The sequence below is a fragment of the Pantoea sp. 1B4 genome, from assembly GCF_016925765.1.
Classification (GTDB): domain Bacteria; phylum Pseudomonadota; class Gammaproteobacteria; order Enterobacterales; family Enterobacteriaceae; genus Pantoea; species Pantoea agglomerans.
In genome coordinates this window covers 2,775,380-2,796,229 of record NZ_JAEUWZ010000001.1, presented here as the reverse complement: position 1 = coordinate 2,796,229, position 20,850 = coordinate 2,775,380, and the positions used below count along the sequence as shown (strand labels likewise).

Below are 20,850 nucleotides of genomic sequence, written 5' to 3'. Positions count from 1 at the left end.
ATAAGATGGACTATACGCTCACCCGCATAGACCCGAACGGTGGTGAGAACGACCGTTATCCTCTGCAAAAGCAGGAAATCGTCAGCGATCCGCTGGAGCAGCACGTTCATCGCAGCGTTTATATGGGCAAGCTCGAAAATGCCCTGCATGACATGGTGAACTGGGGGGCGTAAAAACTCCCTCTGGCCTTATAACTTTGGCCTGTCCTGTTGTTACGTTGAGATGACAACATCGTTCACCGCGGTCCACGACGTGGCACGTTTTGGCGCCGAAGTTATGCGCGCTTCGCCACGTCAGGCCGATTTCATGGTCATTGCCGGTACGCCGTTCACCAAAATGGCCCCGGTTATTCAGCGTTTGTACGATCAGATGCTGGAACCAAAATGGGTGATTTCCATGGGTGCCTGCGCCAACTCTGGCGGCATGTATGACATCTATTCCGTGGTGCAGGGTGTCGATAAATTCCTGCCGGTCGATGTTTATATTCCTGGCTGTCCGCCACGTCCTGAAGCGTATATGCAGGCACTGCTGCTGTTGCAGGAGTCGATCGGCAAAGAGCGCCGTCCGCTCTCGTGGGTGGTTGGCGATCAGGGCGTTTATCGCGCCAACATGCCATCTGAGCGTGAAAGAAAACGCGGCGAGCGCATCGCAGTCACAAACCTGCGCAGCCCGGACGAAGTTTAAAACCGTATGGATGGAAAACAGCGCCTGCAGCAGAACATCACAATTTAATGCATGGCCCCATCCTGACGCCTTCATTTGAGTGCCTGAGACCAGGCCGGAATGGTGAGTAACGTATGACAGATTTGACCACGCAAGATCTCGCTCAGCCTTCATGGCAAACCCGTGATCACCTTGATGACCCGGTGATCGGCGAGTTGCGTAACCGTTTTGGGCCGGATGCTTTCACTGTTCAGCCAACCCGTACCGGTATTCCGGTGGTGTGGGTGAAGCGTGAACAGATACTGGAAATTATCGAGTTCCTGCGTAAATTACCCAAGCCTTACGTCATGCTGTATGACCTGCATGGCGTGGATGAGCGTTTACGTACCCACCGTGCAGGCCTGCCTGCGGCGGATTTTTCCGTTTTCTACCACCTGCTGTCGATTGAACGCAACCGCGACATCATGCTCAAGGTGGCACTCTCTGAAAACGATATGCACCTGCCGACCATCACCCGCCTTTTCCCGAATGCCAACTGGTATGAGCGTGAAACCTGGGAGATGTTTGGTATCACCTTTGATGGTCACCCGCATCTGACGCGCATCATGATGCCGTCGACCTGGGAAGGCCATCCGCTGCGTAAAGATTACCCGGCGCGCGCCACCGAATTCGATCCGTTTACGCTGACCAAACAGAAAGAAGATCTGGAGATGGAAGCGCTGACCTTTAAGCCTGAAGACTGGGGCATGAAGCGCAGCACCACCAACGAAGACTTCATGTTCCTGAACCTCGGGCCTAACCACCCGTCGGCGCACGGGGCATTCCGCATCATTCTGCAACTGGATGGTGAAGAGATTGTCGACTGCGTGCCTGACATCGGCTATCACCACCGTGGTGCCGAAAAGATGGGCGAGCGTCAGTCGTGGCACAGCTACATTCCTTACACTGACCGCATCGAGTACCTCGGCGGCTGCGTAAACGAAATGCCGTACGTACTGGCGGTGGAGAAACTGGCCGGTATCGTGGTGCCCGATCGCGTTAATGTGATCCGCGTGATGCTCTCTGAGCTGTTCCGCATCAACAGCCACCTGCTTTATATCTCCACCTTTATTCAGGACGTCGGGGCCATGACGCCGGTGTTCTTTGCCTTTACCGACCGTCAGAAAATCTATGACGTGGTTGAGGCGATTACCGGTTTCCGTATGCACCCGGCGTGGTTCCGCATCGGTGGTGTCGCGCATGACCTGCCGCGAGGCTGGGAACGTCTGCTGCGTGACTTCCTCGACTGGATGCCAAAACGTCTTAAAGAGTATGACAAAGCGGCACTGCGCAACAGCGTACTGATTGGCCGTTCCAAAGGCGTTGCTGCTTACAACATGGAAGAGGCGCTGGCGTGGGGCACTACCGGTGCTGGTCTGCGTGCTACCGGTCTCGACTTTGACGTACGTAAATGGCGTCCCTACTCCGGCTACGAAAACTTCGATTTTGAAATCCCGGTCGGCGACGGCATCAGCGATGCTTACAGCCGCGTCATGCTGAAAATGGAAGAGATGTGGCAGTCGCTGCGCATTCTTGAGCAGTGTCTCAACAACATGCCAGAGGGTCCGTTTAAAGCGGATCATCCGCTGACCACGCCGCCACCGAAAGAGCGCACGTTGCAGCATATTGAAACGCTGATCACGCACTTCCTGCAGGTTTCGTGGGGGGCCGGTGATGCCAGCCAATGAGTCGTTCCAGATGATTGAAGCGACGAAAGGGATCAACAGCTACTACCTGACCAGCGATGGCAGCACCATGAGCTACCGCACCCGCGTGCGTACGCCGAGCTTCCCGCATCTGCAGCAGATTCCTTCAGTAATCCGTGGCAGCCTGGTATCCGACCTGATCGTATATCTGGGTAGTATCGATTTTGTTATGTCAGACGTGGACCGCTAATTATGCACGATCAACACATTGCCATTAAAACGATCGACCCTAACGAGGTCTTCGTGCTGAGCGCGGAAGAGCATCACGCCATTGAGCACGAAAAACACCACTACGAAGATGCGCGTGCAGCCTCGATTGAAGCGCTGAAGATCGTGCAGAAACAGCGCGGATGGGTGCCGGACGGCGCCATCAATGCGATTGCCGAGGTACTGGGTATCCCGGCGAGTGATGTTGAAGGTGTGGCGACATTTTACAGCCAGATCTTCCGTCAGCCGGTTGGCCGTCATGTGATCCGTTACTGTGACAGCGTGGTCTGTCATATCACCGGTTATCAGGGCATCCAGTCAGCACTGGAACAGCAACTGAATATCAAACCGGGTCAGACCACTGCCGATGGCCGCTTTACACTGCTGCCAACCTGCTGTCTGGGTAACTGCGATAAGGGGCCAACGATGATGGTGGATGAAGACACGCATGTGCATCTGACGCCGGAAGGCATCCCTGGTTTGCTGGAGCAGTATCAATGACAATTAAACAGATCATTCGCACTGCAGAAACCCATCCGCTGACCTGGCGGATGCGTGACGACAAGCAACCTGTCTGGCTTGACGAATATCGCAGTAAAAATGGCTATGCCGGTGCGGAAAAAGCGCTGAAAAGCATGTCGCAGGATGAAATCGTTGCGGCAGTCAAAGATTCAGGCCTGAAAGGGCGCGGCGGTGCGGGCTTCTCCACCGGGCTGAAGTGGAGCCTGATGCCGAAAGATGAGTCGATGAACATCCGTTACCTGCTGTGTAACGCCGATGAGATGGAGCCGGGCACTTACAAAGACCGTCTGCTGATGGAGCAGATGCCTCACCAGCTGGTGGAAGGAATGCTGATCAGCGCCTTTGCGCTGAAGGCTTACCGTGGCTATATCTTCTTACGTGGCGAATACATTGAAGCCGCGGTGCATCTGCGTCGTGCGATTGCTGAAGCGACCGAAGCGGGCTATATCGGTAAAAATATTCTCGGTACCGGCTTCGACTTTGAGTTGATTGTTCACACCGGCGCAGGTCGTTATATCTGCGGCGAAGAGACGGCACTGATTAACTCACTGGAAGGCCGTCGTGCCAATCCGCGTTCGAAACCGCCATTCCCGGCGAGTGCGGGCGCGTGGGGCAAACCGACCTGCGTGAACAACGTGGAAACCCTCTCCAACGTTCCGGCGATTCTGGCCAACGGCGTGGAGTGGTACAAAAACATCTCTAAAAGCGAAGATGCCGGTACCAAAATGATGGGCTTCTCCGGACGGGTTAAAAATCCCGGCGTCTGGGAGCTGCCATTTGGTATCACCGCACGTGAAATCCTTGAGGATTATGCGGGCGGTATGCGTGACGGACTGAAGTTCAAAGCCTGGCAGCCCGGCGGGGCAGGGACTGACTTCCTGACCGACCAGCACCTGGATCTGCCCATGGAATTTGCCAGCATCGGCAAAGCGGGCAGCCGTCTGGGTACGGCGCTGGCGATGGCGGTCGATCACGAGATCAACATGGTCTCGCTGGTGCGTAACCTGGAAGAGTTCTTTGCCCGTGAGTCGTGCGGCTGGTGTACACCGTGTCGCGATGGCCTGCCGTGGAGCGTCAAAATTCTGCGCGCGCTGGAGCAGAAGCAGGGTCAGCCAGGCGATATCGAAACCTTACTGCAACTCTGCCGTCAGCTTGGCCCGGGTAAAACCTTCTGTGCGCATGCGCCGGGTGCGGTTGAGCCACTGCAGAGTGCGATTAAATATTTCCGTGAAGAGTTTGAAGCCGGCATGGCACCGCAGGTGTTTGGCAATACCCGCGCCATTGGCGGGATCCAGCCAAACCTGCTGAAATCGCGCTGGTAATTCGCCGAAGAACACGGAACAGGCCTGGTGCCGCCGCCCCGACAATGTCGTGCGTCGGGGCAAGAATATGATTAACGCTCGTCTCTGACGAGCCTTACGGAAGCATGTCACTATGGCTACAATTCATGTAGACGGTAAAGAGTATGATGTGAACGGAGCGGACAACCTGCTACAGGCATGTCTCTCTCTGGGCCTTGATATTCCTTACTTTTGCTGGCATCCGGCGCTGGGAAGCGTTGGGGCCTGCCGCCAGTGTGCGGTAAAGCAATTCCAGAATGCCGAAGATACCCGCGGCCGTCTTGTCATGTCCTGCATGACGCCGGCCTCTGACGGCACATTCATCTCCATCGATGATGGCGAAGCGAAAGAGTTCCGCGAAAGCGTGGTGGAGTGGCTGATGACCAACCACCCGCACGACTGTCCGGTGTGTGAAGAGGGCGGTAACTGTCACCTGCAGGATATGACAGTAATGACCGGCCACAGCTTCCGCCGCTATCGCTTCACCAAACGTACCCACCGTAATCAGGATCTCGGCCCGTTCATCTCCCATGAGATGAACCGCTGTATTGCCTGTTACCGCTGCGTGCGTTACTACAAAGATTATGCCGATGGCAAGGATCTGGGTGTCTACGGCGCACACGACAACGTCTACTTCGGTCGTCCGGAAGATGGCACGCTGGAGAGCGAATTCTCCGGTAACCTGATTGAAATCTGCCCGACCGGCGTCTTCACCGATAAAACGCACTCCGAACGCTATAACCGTAAATGGGATATGCAGTTTGCGCCGAGCATCTGCCAGCAGTGCAGTGTGGGCTGTAACACCAGCCCGGGTGAGCGTTATGGTGAGTTACGCCGTATCGAAAACCGTTATAACGGCACCGTAAACCACTATTTCCTGTGTGACCGTGGCCGCTTTGGCTATGGCTACGTGAACCGTAAAGATCGCCCACGCCAGCCGATGCTGCTGCGCGGCAACGACTGGGTGACGCTGAACGCAGAGCAGGCGGTCAATGCCGGTGCAGATTTGCTGCGTCAGGCGAAAAAAGTGATCGGTATCGGCTCGCCGCGCGCCAGCATTGAAAGTAACTTCGCGCTGCGTGAACTGGTCGGTGCAGAGAACTTCTCTACCGGCATGCCAGCGGGCGAGCAGGCCCGGCTTGAACTGATGCTGAAAATTCTGCGTGAGGGCGGTATCTATACGCCATCGCTGCGTGAAATTGAAAGCTACGATGCGGTGCTGGTGCTGGGCGAAGATCTGACCCAGGTTGGCGCACGCGTGGCGCTGTCAGTGCGTCAGGCCGTGAAAGGCAAAGCGCGCGAAATGGCTGCCGCTCAGAAAGTAGCAGACTGGCAGATCGCCGCGATCCTGAACATCGGACAGAATGCGAAACATCCGCTGTTTATCACCAACGTCGATGAAACCCGTCTGGATGATATCGCGGCATGGAGCTATCGCGCACCGGTTGAAGATCAGGCGCGTCTCGGTTTCGCTATCGCCAGTGCGCTGGATGAAACCGCTCCGGCGGTGACCGATTTCGACAGCAAACTGAACGGCAAAATGGATGTCATCGTGCAGGCGCTGGCCGGCGCGAAAAAACCGTTAATTATTTCCGGGACCCATTCCGGCAGCAGCGCGATGATCGAAGCGGCTGCCAACGTGGCCAAAGCGCTCAAAGCGCGCGGTGCCGACGTCGGGATTACGCTGCTGGCGGGACACGCCAACAGCGTGGGTCTTGGCCTGATGGGCGGCAATCCTCTGGAAAGCGCGCTGGAGCAACTGAGCAACGGTGAAGCCGATGCGCTGGTGGTACTGGAAAATGACCTCTATCGCCATGCACCGAAAGCGCTGGTTGATGCGGCGCTGGCCCAGACCACTAACGTGATTGTGGTTGATCATCAGCGCACCGCGACGCTTGAGAAAGCGGGTCTGGTGTTATCAACCGCCAGCTTCGCCGAAAGTGATGGCACCTCGATCAACCATGAAGGCCGCGCACAGCGTTTCTTCCAGGTTTACGATCCTTCTTACTATGACAACAACGTAGTGATGCTGGAGAGCTGGCGCTGGCTGCATTCGCTGCACAGCACGCTGGAAAGCCGTCACGTCGACTGGACGCAGCTGGACCACGTGATCGATGCGGTGGTCAGTCATCTGCCACAGCTGGCCGGAATCAAGGATGCGGCACCGGATGCCAGCTTCCGTATTCGTGGACAGAAACTGTCGCGTTCACCGCACCGTGCCAGTGGCCGTACCGCGGCGCGCGCCAATATCAGCGTGCACGAACCGCGTCAGCCGCAGGATCAGGACACGATGTTCGCCTTCTCAATGGAAGGGAACAACCAGCCAGGCGCACCGCGTTCGCAGATTCCGTTTGCCTGGGCACCGGGCTGGAACTCACCGCAGGCGTGGAACAAGTTCCAGGTTGAAGTGGGCGGCAAACTGCGTAATGGCGATCCGGGTGTACGGCTGTTTGAAGCCAGCGCAGCCAGTCTGCCCTGGTTCAGCAACGTTCCGGCGGCATTCGTCAGTGAAGCGCAGTGGCGCGTGGCCCCTCTCTACCAGCTGTTTGGTAGTGAAGAGATGTCACAGCGTTCACCGGTCTTCCAGCAGCGTATGGCACCGCCTGCACTGGTGATTAACCCGGAAGATGCAGCGAAGCTGGGCGTCAACAATGGCGCGGCGGTTGAGTTCATCTGTGCCGGTGAGACAGTGCGTCTGCCGGTCCGTTTCTCGGCGTCACTGCAGGCGGGACAGATTGGTCTGCCGCTGGGCATGCCGGGCGTTCCGCCATTCCTGGCGAACGGTAAAATCGACACTCTGCAGGAGGCGGCGCAATGAGCTGGTTAACACCGGACGTTATCGACATTCTGCTGGCCATTGTTAAAGCCATCGTGATTCTGCTGGTGGTTGTGGCCTGCGGCGCGTTCATGAGCTTCGCCGAGCGTCGTCTGCTCGGCCTGTTCCAGAACCGTTACGGACCAAACCGCGTAGGCTGGGGCGGCTCGCTCCAGCTGGTAGCGGACATGATCAAAATGTTCTTTAAAGAGGACTGGGTTCCGCCGTTTACCGACCGCTTTATCTTTACCCTTGCGCCGGTTATCGCCTTTGTTTCACTGCTGCTGGCCTTTGCTATCGTGCCGGTTTCGCCAACCTGGATGGTGACAGACCTGAATATCGGTCTGCTGTTCTTCCTGATGATGGCGGGCCTTGCGGTCTACGCGGTGCTGTTTGCCGGCTGGTCGAGTAATAATAAATACTCGCTGCTGGGCGCGATGCGCGCCTCGGCGCAGACCCTGAGCTACGAAGTGTTCCTGGGTCTGTCGCTGATGGGTGTGGTAGCGCAGGCGGGCTCGTTCAATATGAACGATATCGTCAACAGCCAGACGCACCTGTGGAACATCATTCCGCAGTTCTTCGGTTTCGTGACCTTCTGTATTGCTGGCGTGGCGGTGTGTCACCGTCATCCGTTTGACCAGCCAGAAGCGGAGCAGGAACTGGCGGACGGTTATCACATCGAATATGCCGGTATGAAGTTCGGCCTGTTCTTTGTCGGCGAATATGTGGCGATCACCACCGTTTCAGCGCTGATTGTGACGCTGTTCTTTGGTGGCTGGCACGGCCCATTCCTGCCGCCGTTCATCTGGTTCGCCCTGAAAACGGCGTTCTTTATGATGATGTTCATCCTGATTCGTGCTGCGCTTCCGCGCCCACGCTACGACCAGGTGCTGTCATTCGGCTGGAAAGTGTGTCTGCCGTTGACGCTGTTGAACCTGCTGGCGACTGCCGCAGTGATTCTCTACACAGCGCCGTAAGGGGTTAACAAATGACTTTGAAAGATATTGTCGTAGGCTTTGGCACGACAGTTCGCAGTATCTGGCTGATCGGGCTGCACGCCTTCGCCAAACGTGAAACTCAGATGTATCCGGAAGAGCCGGTTTATCTGCCACCACGCTATCGTGGCCGTATCGTGTTAACCCGCGATCCGGATGGTCAGGAGCGTTGCGTCGCCTGTAACCTGTGTGCGGTTGCCTGCCCGGTTGGCTGCATCTCGCTGCAGAAAGCCGAAACCAAAGATGGCCGCTGGTATCCGGAGTTCTTCCGCATCAACTTCTCACGCTGCATCTTCTGCGGCATGTGTGAGGAAGCCTGTCCGACCACGGCGATTCAGCTGACCCCCCGATTTCGAACTGGGTGAGTTTAAGCGTCAGGATCTGGTGTATGAGAAGGACGATCTGCTGATTTCGGGGCCGGGTAAATATCCGGAGTACAACTTCTACCGCATGGCAGGTATGGCGATTGACGGTAAAGATAAGGGCGAAGCAGAAAACGAAGCGAAGCCTATCGACGTCAAAGGCTTATTACCTTAAGGAGCAAGGCATGGAATTTGCGTTTTATCTTTGCGGGCTGGTGGCGGTGCTGACGACGTTGCGCGTCATTACCCACACTAATCCGGTACATGCGTTGCTGTACCTGATCGTTTCGCTGTTATCGATCGCGGGCGTCTTCTTCTCTATGGGAGCCTATTTTGCCGGTGCGCTGGAGATCATCGTCTACGCCGGTGCCATCATGGTGCTGTTCGTCTTCGTGGTCATGATGCTGAACCTGGGCAAACAGACCGAGAAGCAGGAGCGTGAGTGGCTCAGCCCGTCACTGTGGATTGGTCCGGGTATCGTCTCGTTGCTGCTGCTGGTCGTAATGGTCTACGCCATCCTGACCGCCAACGATCAGGGCATTGATGGCACCATCATCGACGCCAAAGCGGTCGGCATCAGCCTGTTCGGTCCTTACGTACTGGCGGTTGAACTGGCCTCAATGCTGCTGCTGGCGGGTCTGGTCGTGGCGTTCCATATCGGTCGCGAAGAGCGTCAGGGCGAAGTCCTGAGTAACCGTAATGCTGACGCCGCTCAGGTGAAAAAGGAGAACGCATGATCCCGTTACAACATGGATTGATTCTTGCTGCCGTGCTGTTTGTCCTTGGACTGACGTCGCTGGTAATACGCCGCAATCTGCTGTTTATGCTGATCGGCCTTGAAATCATGATCAACGCCGCCGCTTTAGCCCTGGTGGTTGCCGGGAGCTATTGGGGTCAGGCCGATGGACAGGTGATGTATATCCTGGCGATCAGCCTGGCGGCAGCGGAAGCCAGTATTGGTCTGGCACTGCTGCTTCAGCTCTATCGTCGTCGTCAGACGCTGAACATTGATACTGTGAGCGAGATGCGCGGATGAATCTTCTCTATTTAACTGTCTTGTTTCCGCTGATCGGCTTTCTGCTGTTAGCGTTTTCGCGCGGTCGCTGGTCAGAGAACCTGTCGGCCACGATTGGTATGGGATCGGTGGGTCTGGCGGCCCTGACTACAGCGATGGTCGGTTTTGACTTCTTCGCCAACGGCCAGCAAGCCTACACGCAGGCGCTCTGGACCTGGATGCATGTCGGCAACTTCGACATGAAGGTAAACCTGACGCTGGATGGCCTGTCGCTGACCATGCTGTCTGTCGTGACCGGTGTCGGTTTCTTCATTCACATGTTCGCCTCCTGGTACATGCGCGGAGAAGAGGGCTACTCCCGCTTCTTCGCCTATACCAACCTGTTTATCGCCAGCATGGTTGTTCTGGTGCTGGCCGATAACCTGATGCTGATGTATCTGGGCTGGGAAGGGGTAGGACTCTGCTCTTATCTGCTGATCGGTTTCTACTACAGCAATCCGGAAAACGGCAAAGCGGCGATGAAAGCGTTCATCATTACCCGCGTGGGCGACGTCTTCCTGGCATTTGGTCTGTTCATCCTCTACAACGAGCTGGGCACGCTGAACTTCCGCGAGATGATGGAGCTGGCTCCTGCGCACTTTGCCGCAGATAACCATATGCTGCAGTGGGCAACGCTGATGCTGCTGGGTGGCGCGGTCGGTAAATCGGCTCAGCTGCCGTTACAGACCTGGCTGGCAGATGCGATGGCCGGTCCGACACCGGTTTCGGCACTGATCCACGCCGCGACTATGGTGACAGCAGGTGTCTACCTGATTGCCCGTAGCCACGGTCTCTTCCTGCTGACGCCGGAAGTGCTGCATCTGGTCGGGATTATCGGGGCGATAACCCTGGTGCTGGCAGGCTTTGCCGCGCTGGTACAGACCGACATCAAACGTGTTCTCGCTTACTCCACCATGAGCCAGATTGGCTACATGTTCCTGGCGCTGGGTGTTCAGGCGTGGGATGCGGCGATTTTCCATCTGATGACGCACGCCTTCTTTAAAGCGTTGCTGTTCCTCTCTTCGGGTTCAGTGATTCTGGCCTGCCATCACGAGCAGAACATTTTCAAAATGGGTGGCCTGCGTAAGAGCATTCCGCTGGTCTACACCTGCTTCCTGGTGGGCGGCGCGGCGCTGGCGGCACTGCCGCTGATTACGGCGGGCTTCTACAGTAAAGATGAGATCCTGTTTGGCGCACTGGCTAACGGTCACATCAACCTGATGGTTGCGGGTCTGGTGGGGGCGTTCCTGACCTCTATCTATACCTTCCGTATGATCTTCATCGTGTTCCACGGCGAAGAGAAAATTCATGCGCACGCCGGTAAGGGTATTACCCATCATCTGCCGCTGATTGTGCTGCTGCTGCTCTCTACCTTTATTGGTGCGCTGATCACGCCGCCGCTGGCAGGTGTACTGCCAGCCAATGAGTTCGGTGAAGCGGGCAAAGTGGGACTTGAAATCACCTCGGGCGTCGTAGCGATTGTCGGCATTCTGATCGCTGCCGCGCTGTGGCTGGGCAAACGTGAGCTGGTTACCCGTATCGCAAACAGTGCACCAGGCCGTTTCTTCGGCACCTGGTGGTTTGCGGCCTGGGGCTTCGACTGGCTCTACGATAAAGTGTTCGTCAAACCTTATCTGGGTATTGCGTGGCTGCTGAAGCGCGACCCACTGAATGGCCTGATGAACCTGCCTGCGCTACTGTCACGTATTGCCAACAAAGGCCTGGTAGTCAGTGAGAATGGCTACCTGCGCTGGTACGTTGCGTCAATGAGCGTGGGCGCCGTGCTGGTGCTGGCTCTGCTGCTGGTGATTTAAAGATTGATGAGCGGGGCAGGTTAGCTAATCTGCCCATTGAGAATGTCAAAAATTGTCCTGAGCAAGGGCGTTATCGTCGCGGCCAGTTTGGTTACCGCCAGCGCACAGCAACCGGAGCATACCGAGGTATGTGAGGATTGCGAGCACTGCCGGGAGCCAAAATGGCAAGTAAGATAGCCCGAACTAAGACAAAGAAAAGGGAAGTGTGCCGTGTTATTACCTTGGCTAATTATCATACCCTTCGTCGGTGGTCTGATCTGCTGGCTCACTGAGCGCCTCGGCGCGAAGGTGCCACGCTGGATCGCACTGATCACTATGGGGCTGACGTTGGCGCTTTCACTGCAACTCTGGTTGCAGGGAGGCTATTCACTGACGCAGGCAGCGGGCATTCCGCAGTGGCAGTCAAGTTTCTCCGTTCCGTGGATCCCACGCTTCGGCATCAGCTTCCATTTAGCCATTGATGGCCTGTCGCTGCTGATGGTGGTGCTGACCGGCCTGCTCGGTCTGATGGCGGTGCTCTGTTCCTGGAATGAGATTTCAAAGTATCAGGGCTTCTTCCACCTGAACCTGATGTGGATCCTGGGCGGCGTAATCGGTGTTTTCCTCTCCATCGACCTGTTCCTGTTCTTCTTCTTCTGGGAAATGATGCTGGTGCCGATGTACTTCCTCATCGCGCTCTGGGGTCATAAAGCATCGGACGGCAAAACCCGTATTTCCGCCGCGACCAAATTCTTCATCTACACCCAGGCTTCAGGTCTGGTGATGCTGATTGCGATTCTGGGCCTGGTGTTTGTCCACTACAACGCGACTGGCGTCTGGACATTCAACTACGAACAGCTGCTGCAGACCCCAATGTCGAGCGGTGTTGAATATCTGCTGATGCTGGGCTTCTTTATCGCCTTTGCGGTGAAGATGCCGGTGGTACCGTTGCACGGCTGGCTGCCGGATGCGCACAGTCAGGCACCAACGGCTGGTTCTGTCGACCTGGCGGGTATCCTGCTGAAAACCGCAGCTTACGGTTTACTGCGTTTCAGTCTGCCGCTGTTCCCGAATGCGTCAGCCGAGTTTGCGCCAATCGCCATGTGGTTGGGCATCATCGGTATCTTCTACGGTGCCTGGATGGCCTTCTCGCAGACTGATATCAAACGTCTGATTGCTTACACCTCGATTTCGCACATGGGCTTTGTGCTGATTGCCATCTACACCGGCAGCCAGCTGGCGCTGCAGGGCGCGGTGATTCAGATGATTGCGCACGGTCTCTCCGCTGCAGCACTCTTCATTCTGTGTGGTCAGCTGTATGAGCGTCTGCATACTCGTGATATGCGTCAGATGGGTGGCCTGTGGTCGCGCATCAAATGGATTCCGGGTCTGTCGCTGTTCTTTGCCGTTGCCAACCTCGGTATGCCAGGCACCGGTAACTTCGTCGGCGAATTTATGATTCTGACCGGCAGCTTCCAGGTGGTGCCGATGATTATCATCATCGCGACCTTTGGTCTGGTGTTTGCCTCGATTTACTCGCTGGTGATGATGCAGCGCGCTTATTACGGCGAAGCGAAATCGAAAGATCCGCTGCCAGGCATGTCACCGCGTGAGTTTATGACCATCGGTGTTCTGGTGGTGCTGCTGGTGCTGCTGGGCGTCTATCCACAGCCGATTCTGGATACTTCGCACGCTGCCATGAGCAATATTCAGCAGTGGTTTACCGCTTCAATTTCAACTACAAGGCCGTAATTCGCCATGACAATAACTCCTCACCAATTGATTGCGTTGCTACCGCTGTTAATCGTCGGATTGACGGTGGTGGTTGTGATGCTGTCCATTGCCTGGCGACGCAACCACTTCGTTAACGCCACGCTAACGGTAGTTGGCCTGAACCTGGCGCTGCTCTCGCTGTACTTTGTCGGTCAGGTCGGAGCGATGGATGTCACGCCGCTGCTGCGCGTCGATGGCTATTCGATGTTCTATACCGCGCTGGTCATGCTGGCGAGTCTGGCGACCTGTACCTTTGCCTATCCATGGCTGGCAGGCTTCCCGGACAACAAAGATGAGTTCTACCTGCTGGTGCTGATTGCGGCACTTGGTGGCATCGTGCTGGCCAGTGCTAACCATCTGGCTTCGCTGTTCATCGGCATTGAGCTGCTGTCGCTGCCGCTGTTTGGTCTGATTGGTTACGCCTTCCGCCAGAAACGTTCACTGGAAGCCGCGCTGAAGTACACCATTCTTTCGGCGGCGGCCTCGTCGTTCCTGCTGTTTGGTATTGCGCTGATCTACGCCGACTCCGGTAATCTGAGCTTTGTGGCACTGGGCCAGAGCCTGACTGACAGCATGATCCACGAACCACTGCTGCTGGTGGGTCTGGGCATGATGATCATCGGTCTGGGCTTTAAGCTCTCACTGGTTCCGTTCCACCTCTGGACCCCCGATGTTTATCAGGGTGCGCCTGCGCCGGTTTCAACCTTCCTGGCTACCGCCAGCAAGATTGCAATCTTCGGTGTCATCATGCGTCTGTTTATGTATGCGCCGGTGACCGACAGCGAAGCGGTGCGCACAGTGCTGGCCATGATCGCCTTTGTGTCGATTCTGTTCGGTAACCTGATGGCGATTTCGCAGAGCAACATCAAGCGTCTGCTGGGTTACTCCTCTATCGCCCACCTCGGTTATCTGCTGGTGGCGCTGATTGCGGTTAAAGATCATCAGCTGTCGCTGGAAACATCTGGCGTATACCTGGCCGGTTATCTGTTCAGCAGCCTGGGCGCGTTTGGTGTGGTGAGTCTGATGTCCAGCCCGTATCGTGGCCCGGATGCTGACTCGCTCTACTCCTACCGCGGTCTGTTCTGGCATCGTCCTATCCTGTCAGCGGTAATGACGGTGATGATGCTGTCACTGGCGGGTATCCCGATGACGCTGGGCTTTATCGGTAAATTCTACGTTATCGCTTCAGGCGTCAGTGCGCACCTGTGGTGGCTGACCGGTGCTGTAGTCGCGGGTAGTGCGATTGGCCTCTACTACTATCTGCGCGTGACGGTGAGTCTCTACCTCAGCCCGCCAGAACTGCATACCCGTGATACCCCGGCTAACTGGGCATTTACGGCCGGTGGTGTGGTGGTACTGATCTCTGCCATTCTGGTGCTGCTGTTAGGGGTTTACCCGCAGCCGCTGATCAGACTGGTGCAGATGGCTCAGCCGCTGATGTAAGCGCGTTGCTGCGACTGACGAATCAGGCCTCCGGGCCTGATTTTTTTTGCCTGTAACATAGTGTCACCAGCAGGTGCTGGCGACACCGCGCTGATGTAGAGTGTGTGGTTTAAAGGAGAGACCATGGACATTAACTGGCAGGATAAACACCATAGCGAACTGACCCCCCTCACAGCTCTATGCACTGCTGGCGTTGCGCAGTGCCGTGTTTGTGGTGGAACAGCAGTGCGCTTACCTTGATGTGGATGGCAAAGATTTGCAGGCGGAAAACCGGCATCTGCTGGGAATGGCGGATGACCAACTAGTGGCCTATGCGCGACTGCTCTCTCCGGAGGATGAGACCAGCCCGGTGAAAATCGGACGGGTGATTGTTTCAGATCGGGTTCGTGGTGCGCGGCTGGGGAATCGTCTGATGGAGCAGGCAATCAACAGTTGTCAGCAGCACTGGCCGGGCCGCGATCTGTTTCTCTCTGCGCAGGCGCATCTGGAAAGTTTCTATGGGCAGCATGGCTTTGTCGCGGTGGGGGGAGAACTACCTGGAAGATGGGATCCCTCACGTCGATATGCTGAAGAACGCGCCATAAAAAAAGGCGAGGCCTGAGCCTCGCCTTTTTTTACATCAACCCACCGTCATCTGGCGGTCATCGACATATTTACGCTGATCCGGCGCAGGCGGGAAATATTGATAGAGCCAGGTTTCACTCAGCGTCTCATCTTTGCTGCGCAGGAACAGACGCATCTCTACCGGCTCGGTGGAATCGCTGTTCGGATACCAGTCAAACAGGATGCGATAGCCCTTAAGCGGATCGACATACAGAATCTCAACCTGCTTCACGCTGCCGGATGAAACGGTAATCACCGGCTCAATACCTTTCGGCGCAGCAGCCTGCAGATCGCCACCAATAAAATCAATGGCGAAGCGGCGGCACCAGGTTTCCGGGAAGTGTTCGCCAGGCGCCCAGCCTTCCGGGAAACCACCGATACCGGTACGGGTTGCATCCACGCGTGCCAGACCGCTACGCACCGGCGGCAGACCACTCCAGTAAAGCTTGTAGGAGAAGTTCAGCTCGCTGCCCGCTTTGACCGGCTCAGCCGGTTGCCAGAAGCAGACCACGTTATCCAGCGTTTCACCCGTGGTCGGGATCTCCATCAGGTTAATCGCGCCTTTGCCCCACTTACCAACCGGCTCAACCCACAGGCTGGGACGTTTGTCATACCAGCCAATCACATCCTGATAATCTTTGAAGTCGTGATTAAGCTGCAGCAGGCCAAACCCACGCGGATTCTCATCTTCATAGGCGTTGAACTGCAGACGCTGAGGATTATTCAGCGGACGGGCAATCCATTCACCTTTACCGGTCCACATCGCCAGGCGATCGGAGTCATGGATCTGCGGATGGTAAGTGTTGCACATGCGGCGTTCGTTGGTGCCGCAGCTGAACATGCTGGTCATTGGCGAGATGCCAATCTGACGGATCTCTTTACGGGCAAACAGGTGGTTTTCCACCTCCATCACCACGCGTTTCTCTTCGCAATGGATGATGAATTTATAAGCACCGGTGACGCTGGCACCATCCAGCAGGGCGTAGCAGGTAAAGGTGGTATCTTCCGCTTTTGGCGTTTCAAACCAGAAGGCGGTGAAATCGGGAAACTCCTCCTGGCCATTGCTGAAGGTATTGATCGCTACGCCACGCGCCGAGAGGCCGTACTGGAAAGTATCGTCAACGGCACGGAAGTAGCTTGCGCCAAGGAAGGAGACGATGTCGCGACGGGCCAGTTCCGGTTTTTTAAAGGCGCGGAAACCGGCGAAGCCGAGGTCAGTTTTGCCCTCCAGCTGCTTCGTATCAACTTTGGCGTCGTTGTAGTTGAACAATTCGGGACGGAAGTGAATTTCGCGCGCTTCGCGACTCTCGCCGTCAACAGAGAACATGCGGATGCGCCGCTTGAAGCCCATACCGACATGGAAGAACTGAACGTCCAGTTGACGATCGGGCAGGTTGTTCCAGAGTGAGTGGTTGGCGTCATACTGAATTTCGTTGTACGCCTGCGGGGTCAATGTGGCCAGCGTCTCCGGCAGCGCGCCCGGTGCTCCGCCCCAGGGTTTTTTCGCCAGTGCAGCCGCGTTTTTCTTCAATACGTCGAAATCGAAGCGTACGGCGGTTCCGTCAGCAATGCCATCTTCTGCCCATGCGGATTGCGCAAACAGCGTTGACAGGCCGGTCATGCCGCTGACGGCGGAGAAGGCCATTGACGCTTTCATAAACATTCTTCGATTCATGCCAGAGATTATTCCTTAGCTGTTCGAGGGTGTCGTGACTGTCGTGCAAAATGCACTTTCATGGCCCGATAATCACAGGCAACAGAGGGGTACGACAGTAGGGTTACTGGAAAATTCAGTCACAACAAAATTTATCAGATTAATCAAAGAAGCGAAGCGAAATTCCGCGGTTGCCGCTGCGTCTTACACTTCTTTGCGTAGCGAAACGGCGCACAGCCTGCACCGAGCAAGATTAACAGATGAAAAATCAGGTGATTCCTGGAGCAGGAAATCAGCAGAGCGCCAGATTATGACTATAGTTAATGAACTGCTTTGCAATTCACACGGAGGAAACGATGGTAAATCAGACAAATCAATTCGAAACGGGCCTCGATGACGATATTGCGTTACTGACTGAAACGCTGGAAGAAGTTCTTAAGGCATCAGGCGATCCGGCCGATCAGAAGTACATTGAGCTTAAAAGCAAAGCCGAACAGGCGCTGAACGATGTGAAATCTCGTGTCAGCCAGGCGTCCGATAGCTACTACTATCGCGCTAAACAAGCGGCTTACCGTGCAGACGATTACGTGCACGAAAAACCGTGGCAGGGTGTCGGTATCGGTGCAACAGCCGGTCTGGTACTTGGTCTGCTGCTGGCGCGTCGTTAATCGCGATTCGCTGACCCAGTTGTAGCAGACAACTGTAGTAAAAAAAGCGGCGGGGCAATCCCGCCGTTTTTATTGGTTTTTAACTCCCTGAACACCTTCACCTCCCTTGTTCCTGCTTCACCCTCGCTATCTTTATGCGCAACGTGCCTGAGACGCAGTGGTCACAATCCCTGGTGATGCCGATTGTGTCTGGCGGGAGGAGTTCGTACAGTAAAGCAAACGTGAAAAGGAGAACTCAACGTGATTAGAGTAGAGATGCTGTCGACCGGGGATGAGGTGCTGCATGGCCAAATCGTCGATACCAACGCAGCCTGGCTGGCGGATATGTTGTTCCAGCAAGGGTTGCCTATGACCAGCCGTACCACGGTTGGAGATTCACTCGAATCGCTAATCGCCACGCTACAGGCGCGCAGCCATGAGGCAGATGTGCTGATTGTGAATGGCGGTCTGGGGCCGACCAGTGACGATCTCAGTGCGCTGGCAGCAGCCAGAGCCTGTGGCGTTGAGCTTGAGGTGCAGCAGGAGTGGCTGGAACAGATGGAAGCCTGGTTCGCCAGCCGGGGACGCGTGATGGCGGCCAGCAATCGCAAGCAGGCGGAAATCCCGGCCAATGCGGAACTGATTGATAATCCGGTCGGTACCGCCTGTGGCTTTGCACTGCAACTCAATCGCTGCTGGATGTTCTTCACGCCTGGTGTGCCGTCTGAATTTAAAGTGATGGTGGAGCAGCAGATCATCCCCCGTCTGAAAGCGAAATTTTCGCCGCCCGAGCCACCGATTTGTCTGCGGCTGACCACCTTCGGTCGTGGTGAAAGCGATATTGCCGCCGAACTGGAGCCGCTGGCGCTGCCGGAAGGCGTGGTCATGGGATATCGCTCGTCCATGCCGATCATTGAGATCAAGCTCACCGGCCCGGCCAGTCAGCGGGTGGCGATGGAGCAGGTGTGGCAGCAGGTGCGTCTGCAACTGGCGGAGTGCACCATTTTCGAAGGCACCGAAGGCTTACCGGCGCTGCTGGCACGTGAGCTGGAGCAGCGCGGTGAGCAGCTGGCAATCAGTGAGCAATACACCGCCGGACTGCTCTACTGGCAGTTGGCTGGCGCCAGCGTGCCGCTGCGTGGCGCTGACATCTTTCCACCCCGGCAGGAGACGCTGGAGCAGCAGGTGATCCGCACCCGCGAACTTGCTGCACAGCAGCAGGCTGCGCTGGCGCTCTCTGTTGGCAGCCTGGAGCAGGAAGAGATTTCGGTGGCGCTGCATACACCGGATGGCAGTTTTGGTCAGCGCGTGAAGTTCAGTACCGGTCGCCATAATCTGGAGACGCGGCAGAAGGTGGTGGCAATGATGGCGATGAACATGCTGCGCCGCTGGTTACACGGCAGCGAAGTGAGCACCGGTCACGGCTGGATTGATGTGGTTGAAACTGTCAGACAGTAATATCAGTGAAAATAAAACGGGCGCCTGAGGCGCCCGTTTTTGTATGTGACTGCGAATTAACCCCCCATACAGCGTCATTCTCGCAGCAATAAATTAGCTCAAAGCGCAGGGAACACGGGCAGAGGAGGAAAGCGTCCCGCGCCTGGGACAAAAACGCCGGGAGCGTTTTTGAACAACGCAACGCGTTGGCCCGGCTACGGGCGCACCTCAGGGATGAGGTGCGTAATCGCGCGGGCCGAGCTGTCAGGGATGACGCTTTTTGCGTCTTTCCGATCTGACCGTGTTCCCTAAGCTGACTCGATCTCACAGCAAATCAAGCCAGACTTATTCCACCTCAGTTATAACTCCAGCTCAATCTCGCCTTTGGCTTTGCAGCAGCAGGGCAGGATCTCATCCTGCTGCACAAAGGCCAGCGGCCGCTGTGGGTAATGCACTTCGCCTTTCAGCAGCCGCATCCGGCAGGAGCCGCAATAACCTTCGCGGCACTGAAACTCCACGCAGAGATTGTTGGCTTCCAGCAGCGTCAGCAGATTGGTATGTTCGTCTGTGCATTCCAGCCGGGTGCCGGAACTGCGCAGAATAACAACGTCGCGGCTCATAATTAAAGCTGGAAGTCGTCGAAGTCGTTAGCGCCTACTTCAGAATCGATCTGACCCACCAGATAGGAGCTCACTTCCACTTCCTGTGGCGCAACCTGAACGTTGTCAGAGACCAGCCAGGAGTTAATCCATGGGATTGGGTTTGAGCGCGTCTGGAACGGCAAATCAAGGCCAACAGCCTGCATACGGATATTGGTGATGTACTCAATGTACTGGCAGAGAATATCTTTGTTCAGGCCGATCATTGAGCCGCCGCTGAACAGATATTCTGCCCACTCTTTCTCCTGCAGCGCTGCTTTCTTAAACAGCTCGAAGCACTCTTCACGGCACTCTGCCGCAATCTCTTTCATCTCCGGATCGTCTTCACCGCTGCGCAGCAGATTCAGCATGTGCTGGGTGCCGGTCAGGTGCAGCGCTTCATCGCGGGCAATCAGCTTGATGATTTTGGCATTGCCTTCCATCAGCTCACGTTCAGCGAACGCGAATGAACAGGCGAAGCTGACATAGAAACGGATCGCTTCCAGCGCATTGACGCTCATCAGGCAGATATAGAGCTGCTTCTTCAGGGCGCGCAGGCTGACGACAACCGGTTTGCCGTTGACCTGATGCGTGCCTTCACCCAGCTGATGCCAGTAGTTGGTCATCTCAATCAGATCGTCGTAATAGCGTGAGATATCCTGAGCACGCGCCAGAATCTGCTCATTGGTGACGATATCGTCAAACACCACTGCCGGATCGTTAACGATATTACGGATGATGTGGGTGTAAGAACGGGAGTGAATCGTCTCTGAGAACGCCCAGGTTTCAATCCAGGTTTCCAGTTCAGGAATCGAGATCAGCGGCAGCAGCGCGACGTTCGGGCTGCGGCCCTGAATCGAATCCAGCAGCGTCTGATACTTCAGGTTGCTGATAAAGATATGTTTTTCATGATCCGGCAGCGCCTGGTAATCGATGCGATCGCGTGAAACGTCGACCTCTTCCGGACGCCAGAAGAAGGAGAGCTGCTTTTCGATCAGCTTTTCAAAGATGTCATATTTTTGCTGGTCGAAGCGCGCCACGTTTACGGACTGACCGAAAAACATCGGCTCTTTCAGCTGATCATTTTTGTTCTGTGAGAAAGTGGAGTAAGCCATAAAAGTTGTCCAAAAGTAGACGAAGCCAGGCCTCGTGAAATGAA

At 55.9% G+C, this 20,850-nt stretch carries 14 protein-coding genes and 4 pseudogenes; 15 read left to right on the top strand and 3 right to left on the bottom strand.

Annotation, left to right across the window (positions count from 1 at the left end):
* Nucleotides 1–5 precede the first annotated feature (5 nt).
* From JNO11_RS13415 to JNO11_RS13355, 13 genes and pseudogenes are all read left to right on the top strand, one after another.
* A pseudogene (locus JNO11_RS13415) lies at nucleotides 6–684 on the top strand (NADH-quinone oxidoreductase subunit B).
* A 113-nt stretch (nucleotides 685–797) separates the two neighbouring features.
* Nucleotides 798–2,598: pseudogene (gene nuoC / locus JNO11_RS13410) on the top strand (NADH-quinone oxidoreductase subunit C/D).
* A gap of 2 nt (nucleotides 2,599–2,600) precedes the next feature.
* On the top strand, nucleotides 2,601–3,116 hold the full coding sequence (gene nuoE / locus JNO11_RS13405; protein ID WP_010258066.1) for an NADH-quinone oxidoreductase subunit NuoE: 516 nt from the start codon (nucleotides 2,601–2,603) through the stop codon (nucleotides 3,114–3,116).
* Between the two features lie 2 nt (nucleotides 3,117–3,118).
* A complete protein-coding gene (nuoF, locus tag JNO11_RS13400) occupies nucleotides 3,119–4,459 on the top strand; it encodes an NADH-quinone oxidoreductase subunit NuoF (RefSeq protein ID WP_325177674.1) in 1,341 nt (446 codons plus the stop codon).
* Between the two features lie 112 nt (nucleotides 4,460–4,571).
* Complete coding sequence (gene nuoG / locus JNO11_RS13395; protein ID WP_325177414.1) at nucleotides 4,572–7,295, top strand: NADH-quinone oxidoreductase subunit NuoG; 2,724 nt, start codon at nucleotides 4,572–4,574, stop codon at nucleotides 7,293–7,295.
* The gene (gene nuoH / locus JNO11_RS13390) at nucleotides 7,292–8,269 is read left to right on the top strand and encodes an NADH-quinone oxidoreductase subunit NuoH (RefSeq protein ID WP_003854240.1); all 978 of its coding nucleotides are present in this window, start codon (nucleotides 7,292–7,294) and stop codon (nucleotides 8,267–8,269) included. Before nuoG ends, nuoH begins: the two co-directional genes overlap by 4 nt.
* A gap of 11 nt (nucleotides 8,270–8,280) precedes the next feature.
* A pseudogene (nuoI, locus tag JNO11_RS13385) lies at nucleotides 8,281–8,824 on the top strand (NADH-quinone oxidoreductase subunit NuoI).
* A gap of 10 nt (nucleotides 8,825–8,834) precedes the next feature.
* A complete protein-coding gene (nuoJ, locus tag JNO11_RS13380; RefSeq protein ID WP_010258075.1) occupies nucleotides 8,835–9,386 on the top strand; it encodes an NADH-quinone oxidoreductase subunit J in 552 nt (183 codons plus the stop codon).
* Nucleotides 9,383–9,685, top strand: a complete 303-nt coding sequence (gene nuoK / locus JNO11_RS13375) for an NADH-quinone oxidoreductase subunit NuoK (protein WP_003854236.1) — start codon at nucleotides 9,383–9,385, stop codon at nucleotides 9,683–9,685. Before nuoJ ends, nuoK begins: the two co-directional genes overlap by 4 nt.
* A complete protein-coding gene (gene nuoL, locus JNO11_RS13370; RefSeq protein ID WP_010258078.1) occupies nucleotides 9,682–11,517 on the top strand; it encodes an NADH-quinone oxidoreductase subunit L in 1,836 nt (611 codons plus the stop codon). Before nuoK ends, nuoL begins: the two co-directional genes overlap by 4 nt.
* Before the next feature lie 210 nt (nucleotides 11,518–11,727).
* A complete protein-coding gene (gene nuoM, locus JNO11_RS13365) occupies nucleotides 11,728–13,248 on the top strand; it encodes an NADH-quinone oxidoreductase subunit M (RefSeq protein ID WP_010258081.1) in 1,521 nt (506 codons plus the stop codon).
* A 6-nt stretch (nucleotides 13,249–13,254) separates the two neighbouring features.
* Complete coding sequence (gene nuoN, locus JNO11_RS13360) at nucleotides 13,255–14,712, top strand: NADH-quinone oxidoreductase subunit NuoN (RefSeq protein WP_010258083.1); 1,458 nt, start codon at nucleotides 13,255–13,257, stop codon at nucleotides 14,710–14,712.
* Between the two features lie 123 nt (nucleotides 14,713–14,835).
* A pseudogene (locus JNO11_RS13355) lies at nucleotides 14,836–15,296 on the top strand (GNAT family N-acetyltransferase).
* Nucleotides 15,297–15,331: 35 nt separating this feature from the next.
* Here JNO11_RS13355 and JNO11_RS13350 read toward each other — a convergent pair.
* The gene (locus JNO11_RS13350) at nucleotides 15,332–16,990 is read right to left on the bottom strand and encodes a glucan biosynthesis protein (protein WP_029519710.1); all 1,659 of its coding nucleotides are present in this window, start codon (nucleotides 16,988–16,990) and stop codon (nucleotides 15,332–15,334) included.
* 335 nt (nucleotides 16,991–17,325) lie between these two features.
* Here JNO11_RS13350 and elaB point away from each other — a divergent pair, with 335 nt between their 5' ends.
* Both elaB and JNO11_RS13340 read left to right on the top strand, forming a co-directional pair.
* Nucleotides 17,326–17,637: a stress response protein ElaB gene (gene elaB / locus JNO11_RS13345; protein ID WP_010258091.1), complete on the top strand. Its 312-nt coding sequence runs from the start codon at nucleotides 17,326–17,328 to the stop codon at nucleotides 17,635–17,637.
* Between the two features lie 240 nt (nucleotides 17,638–17,877).
* Nucleotides 17,878–19,074, top strand: coding sequence for a nicotinamide mononucleotide deamidase-related protein YfaY (locus tag JNO11_RS13340; RefSeq protein ID WP_022625069.1), 1,197 nt, complete (start codon nucleotides 17,878–17,880; stop codon nucleotides 19,072–19,074).
* A 338-nt stretch (nucleotides 19,075–19,412) separates the two neighbouring features.
* Here JNO11_RS13340 and yfaE read toward each other — a convergent pair whose 3' ends face one another.
* Nucleotides 19,413–19,673 carry a class I ribonucleotide reductase maintenance protein YfaE gene (yfaE, locus tag JNO11_RS13335; protein WP_010258095.1) on the bottom strand — a complete coding sequence of 87 codons (261 nt, stop codon included), beginning with the start codon at nucleotides 19,671–19,673 and terminating at the stop codon, nucleotides 19,413–19,415.
* A 2-nt stretch (nucleotides 19,674–19,675) separates the two neighbouring features.
* Nucleotides 19,676–20,806 carry a class Ia ribonucleoside-diphosphate reductase subunit beta gene (gene nrdB, locus JNO11_RS13330; RefSeq protein ID WP_010258096.1) on the bottom strand — a complete coding sequence of 377 codons (1,131 nt, stop codon included), beginning with the start codon at nucleotides 20,804–20,806 and terminating at the stop codon, nucleotides 19,676–19,678.
* Nucleotides 20,807–20,850: the final 44 nt, after the last annotated feature.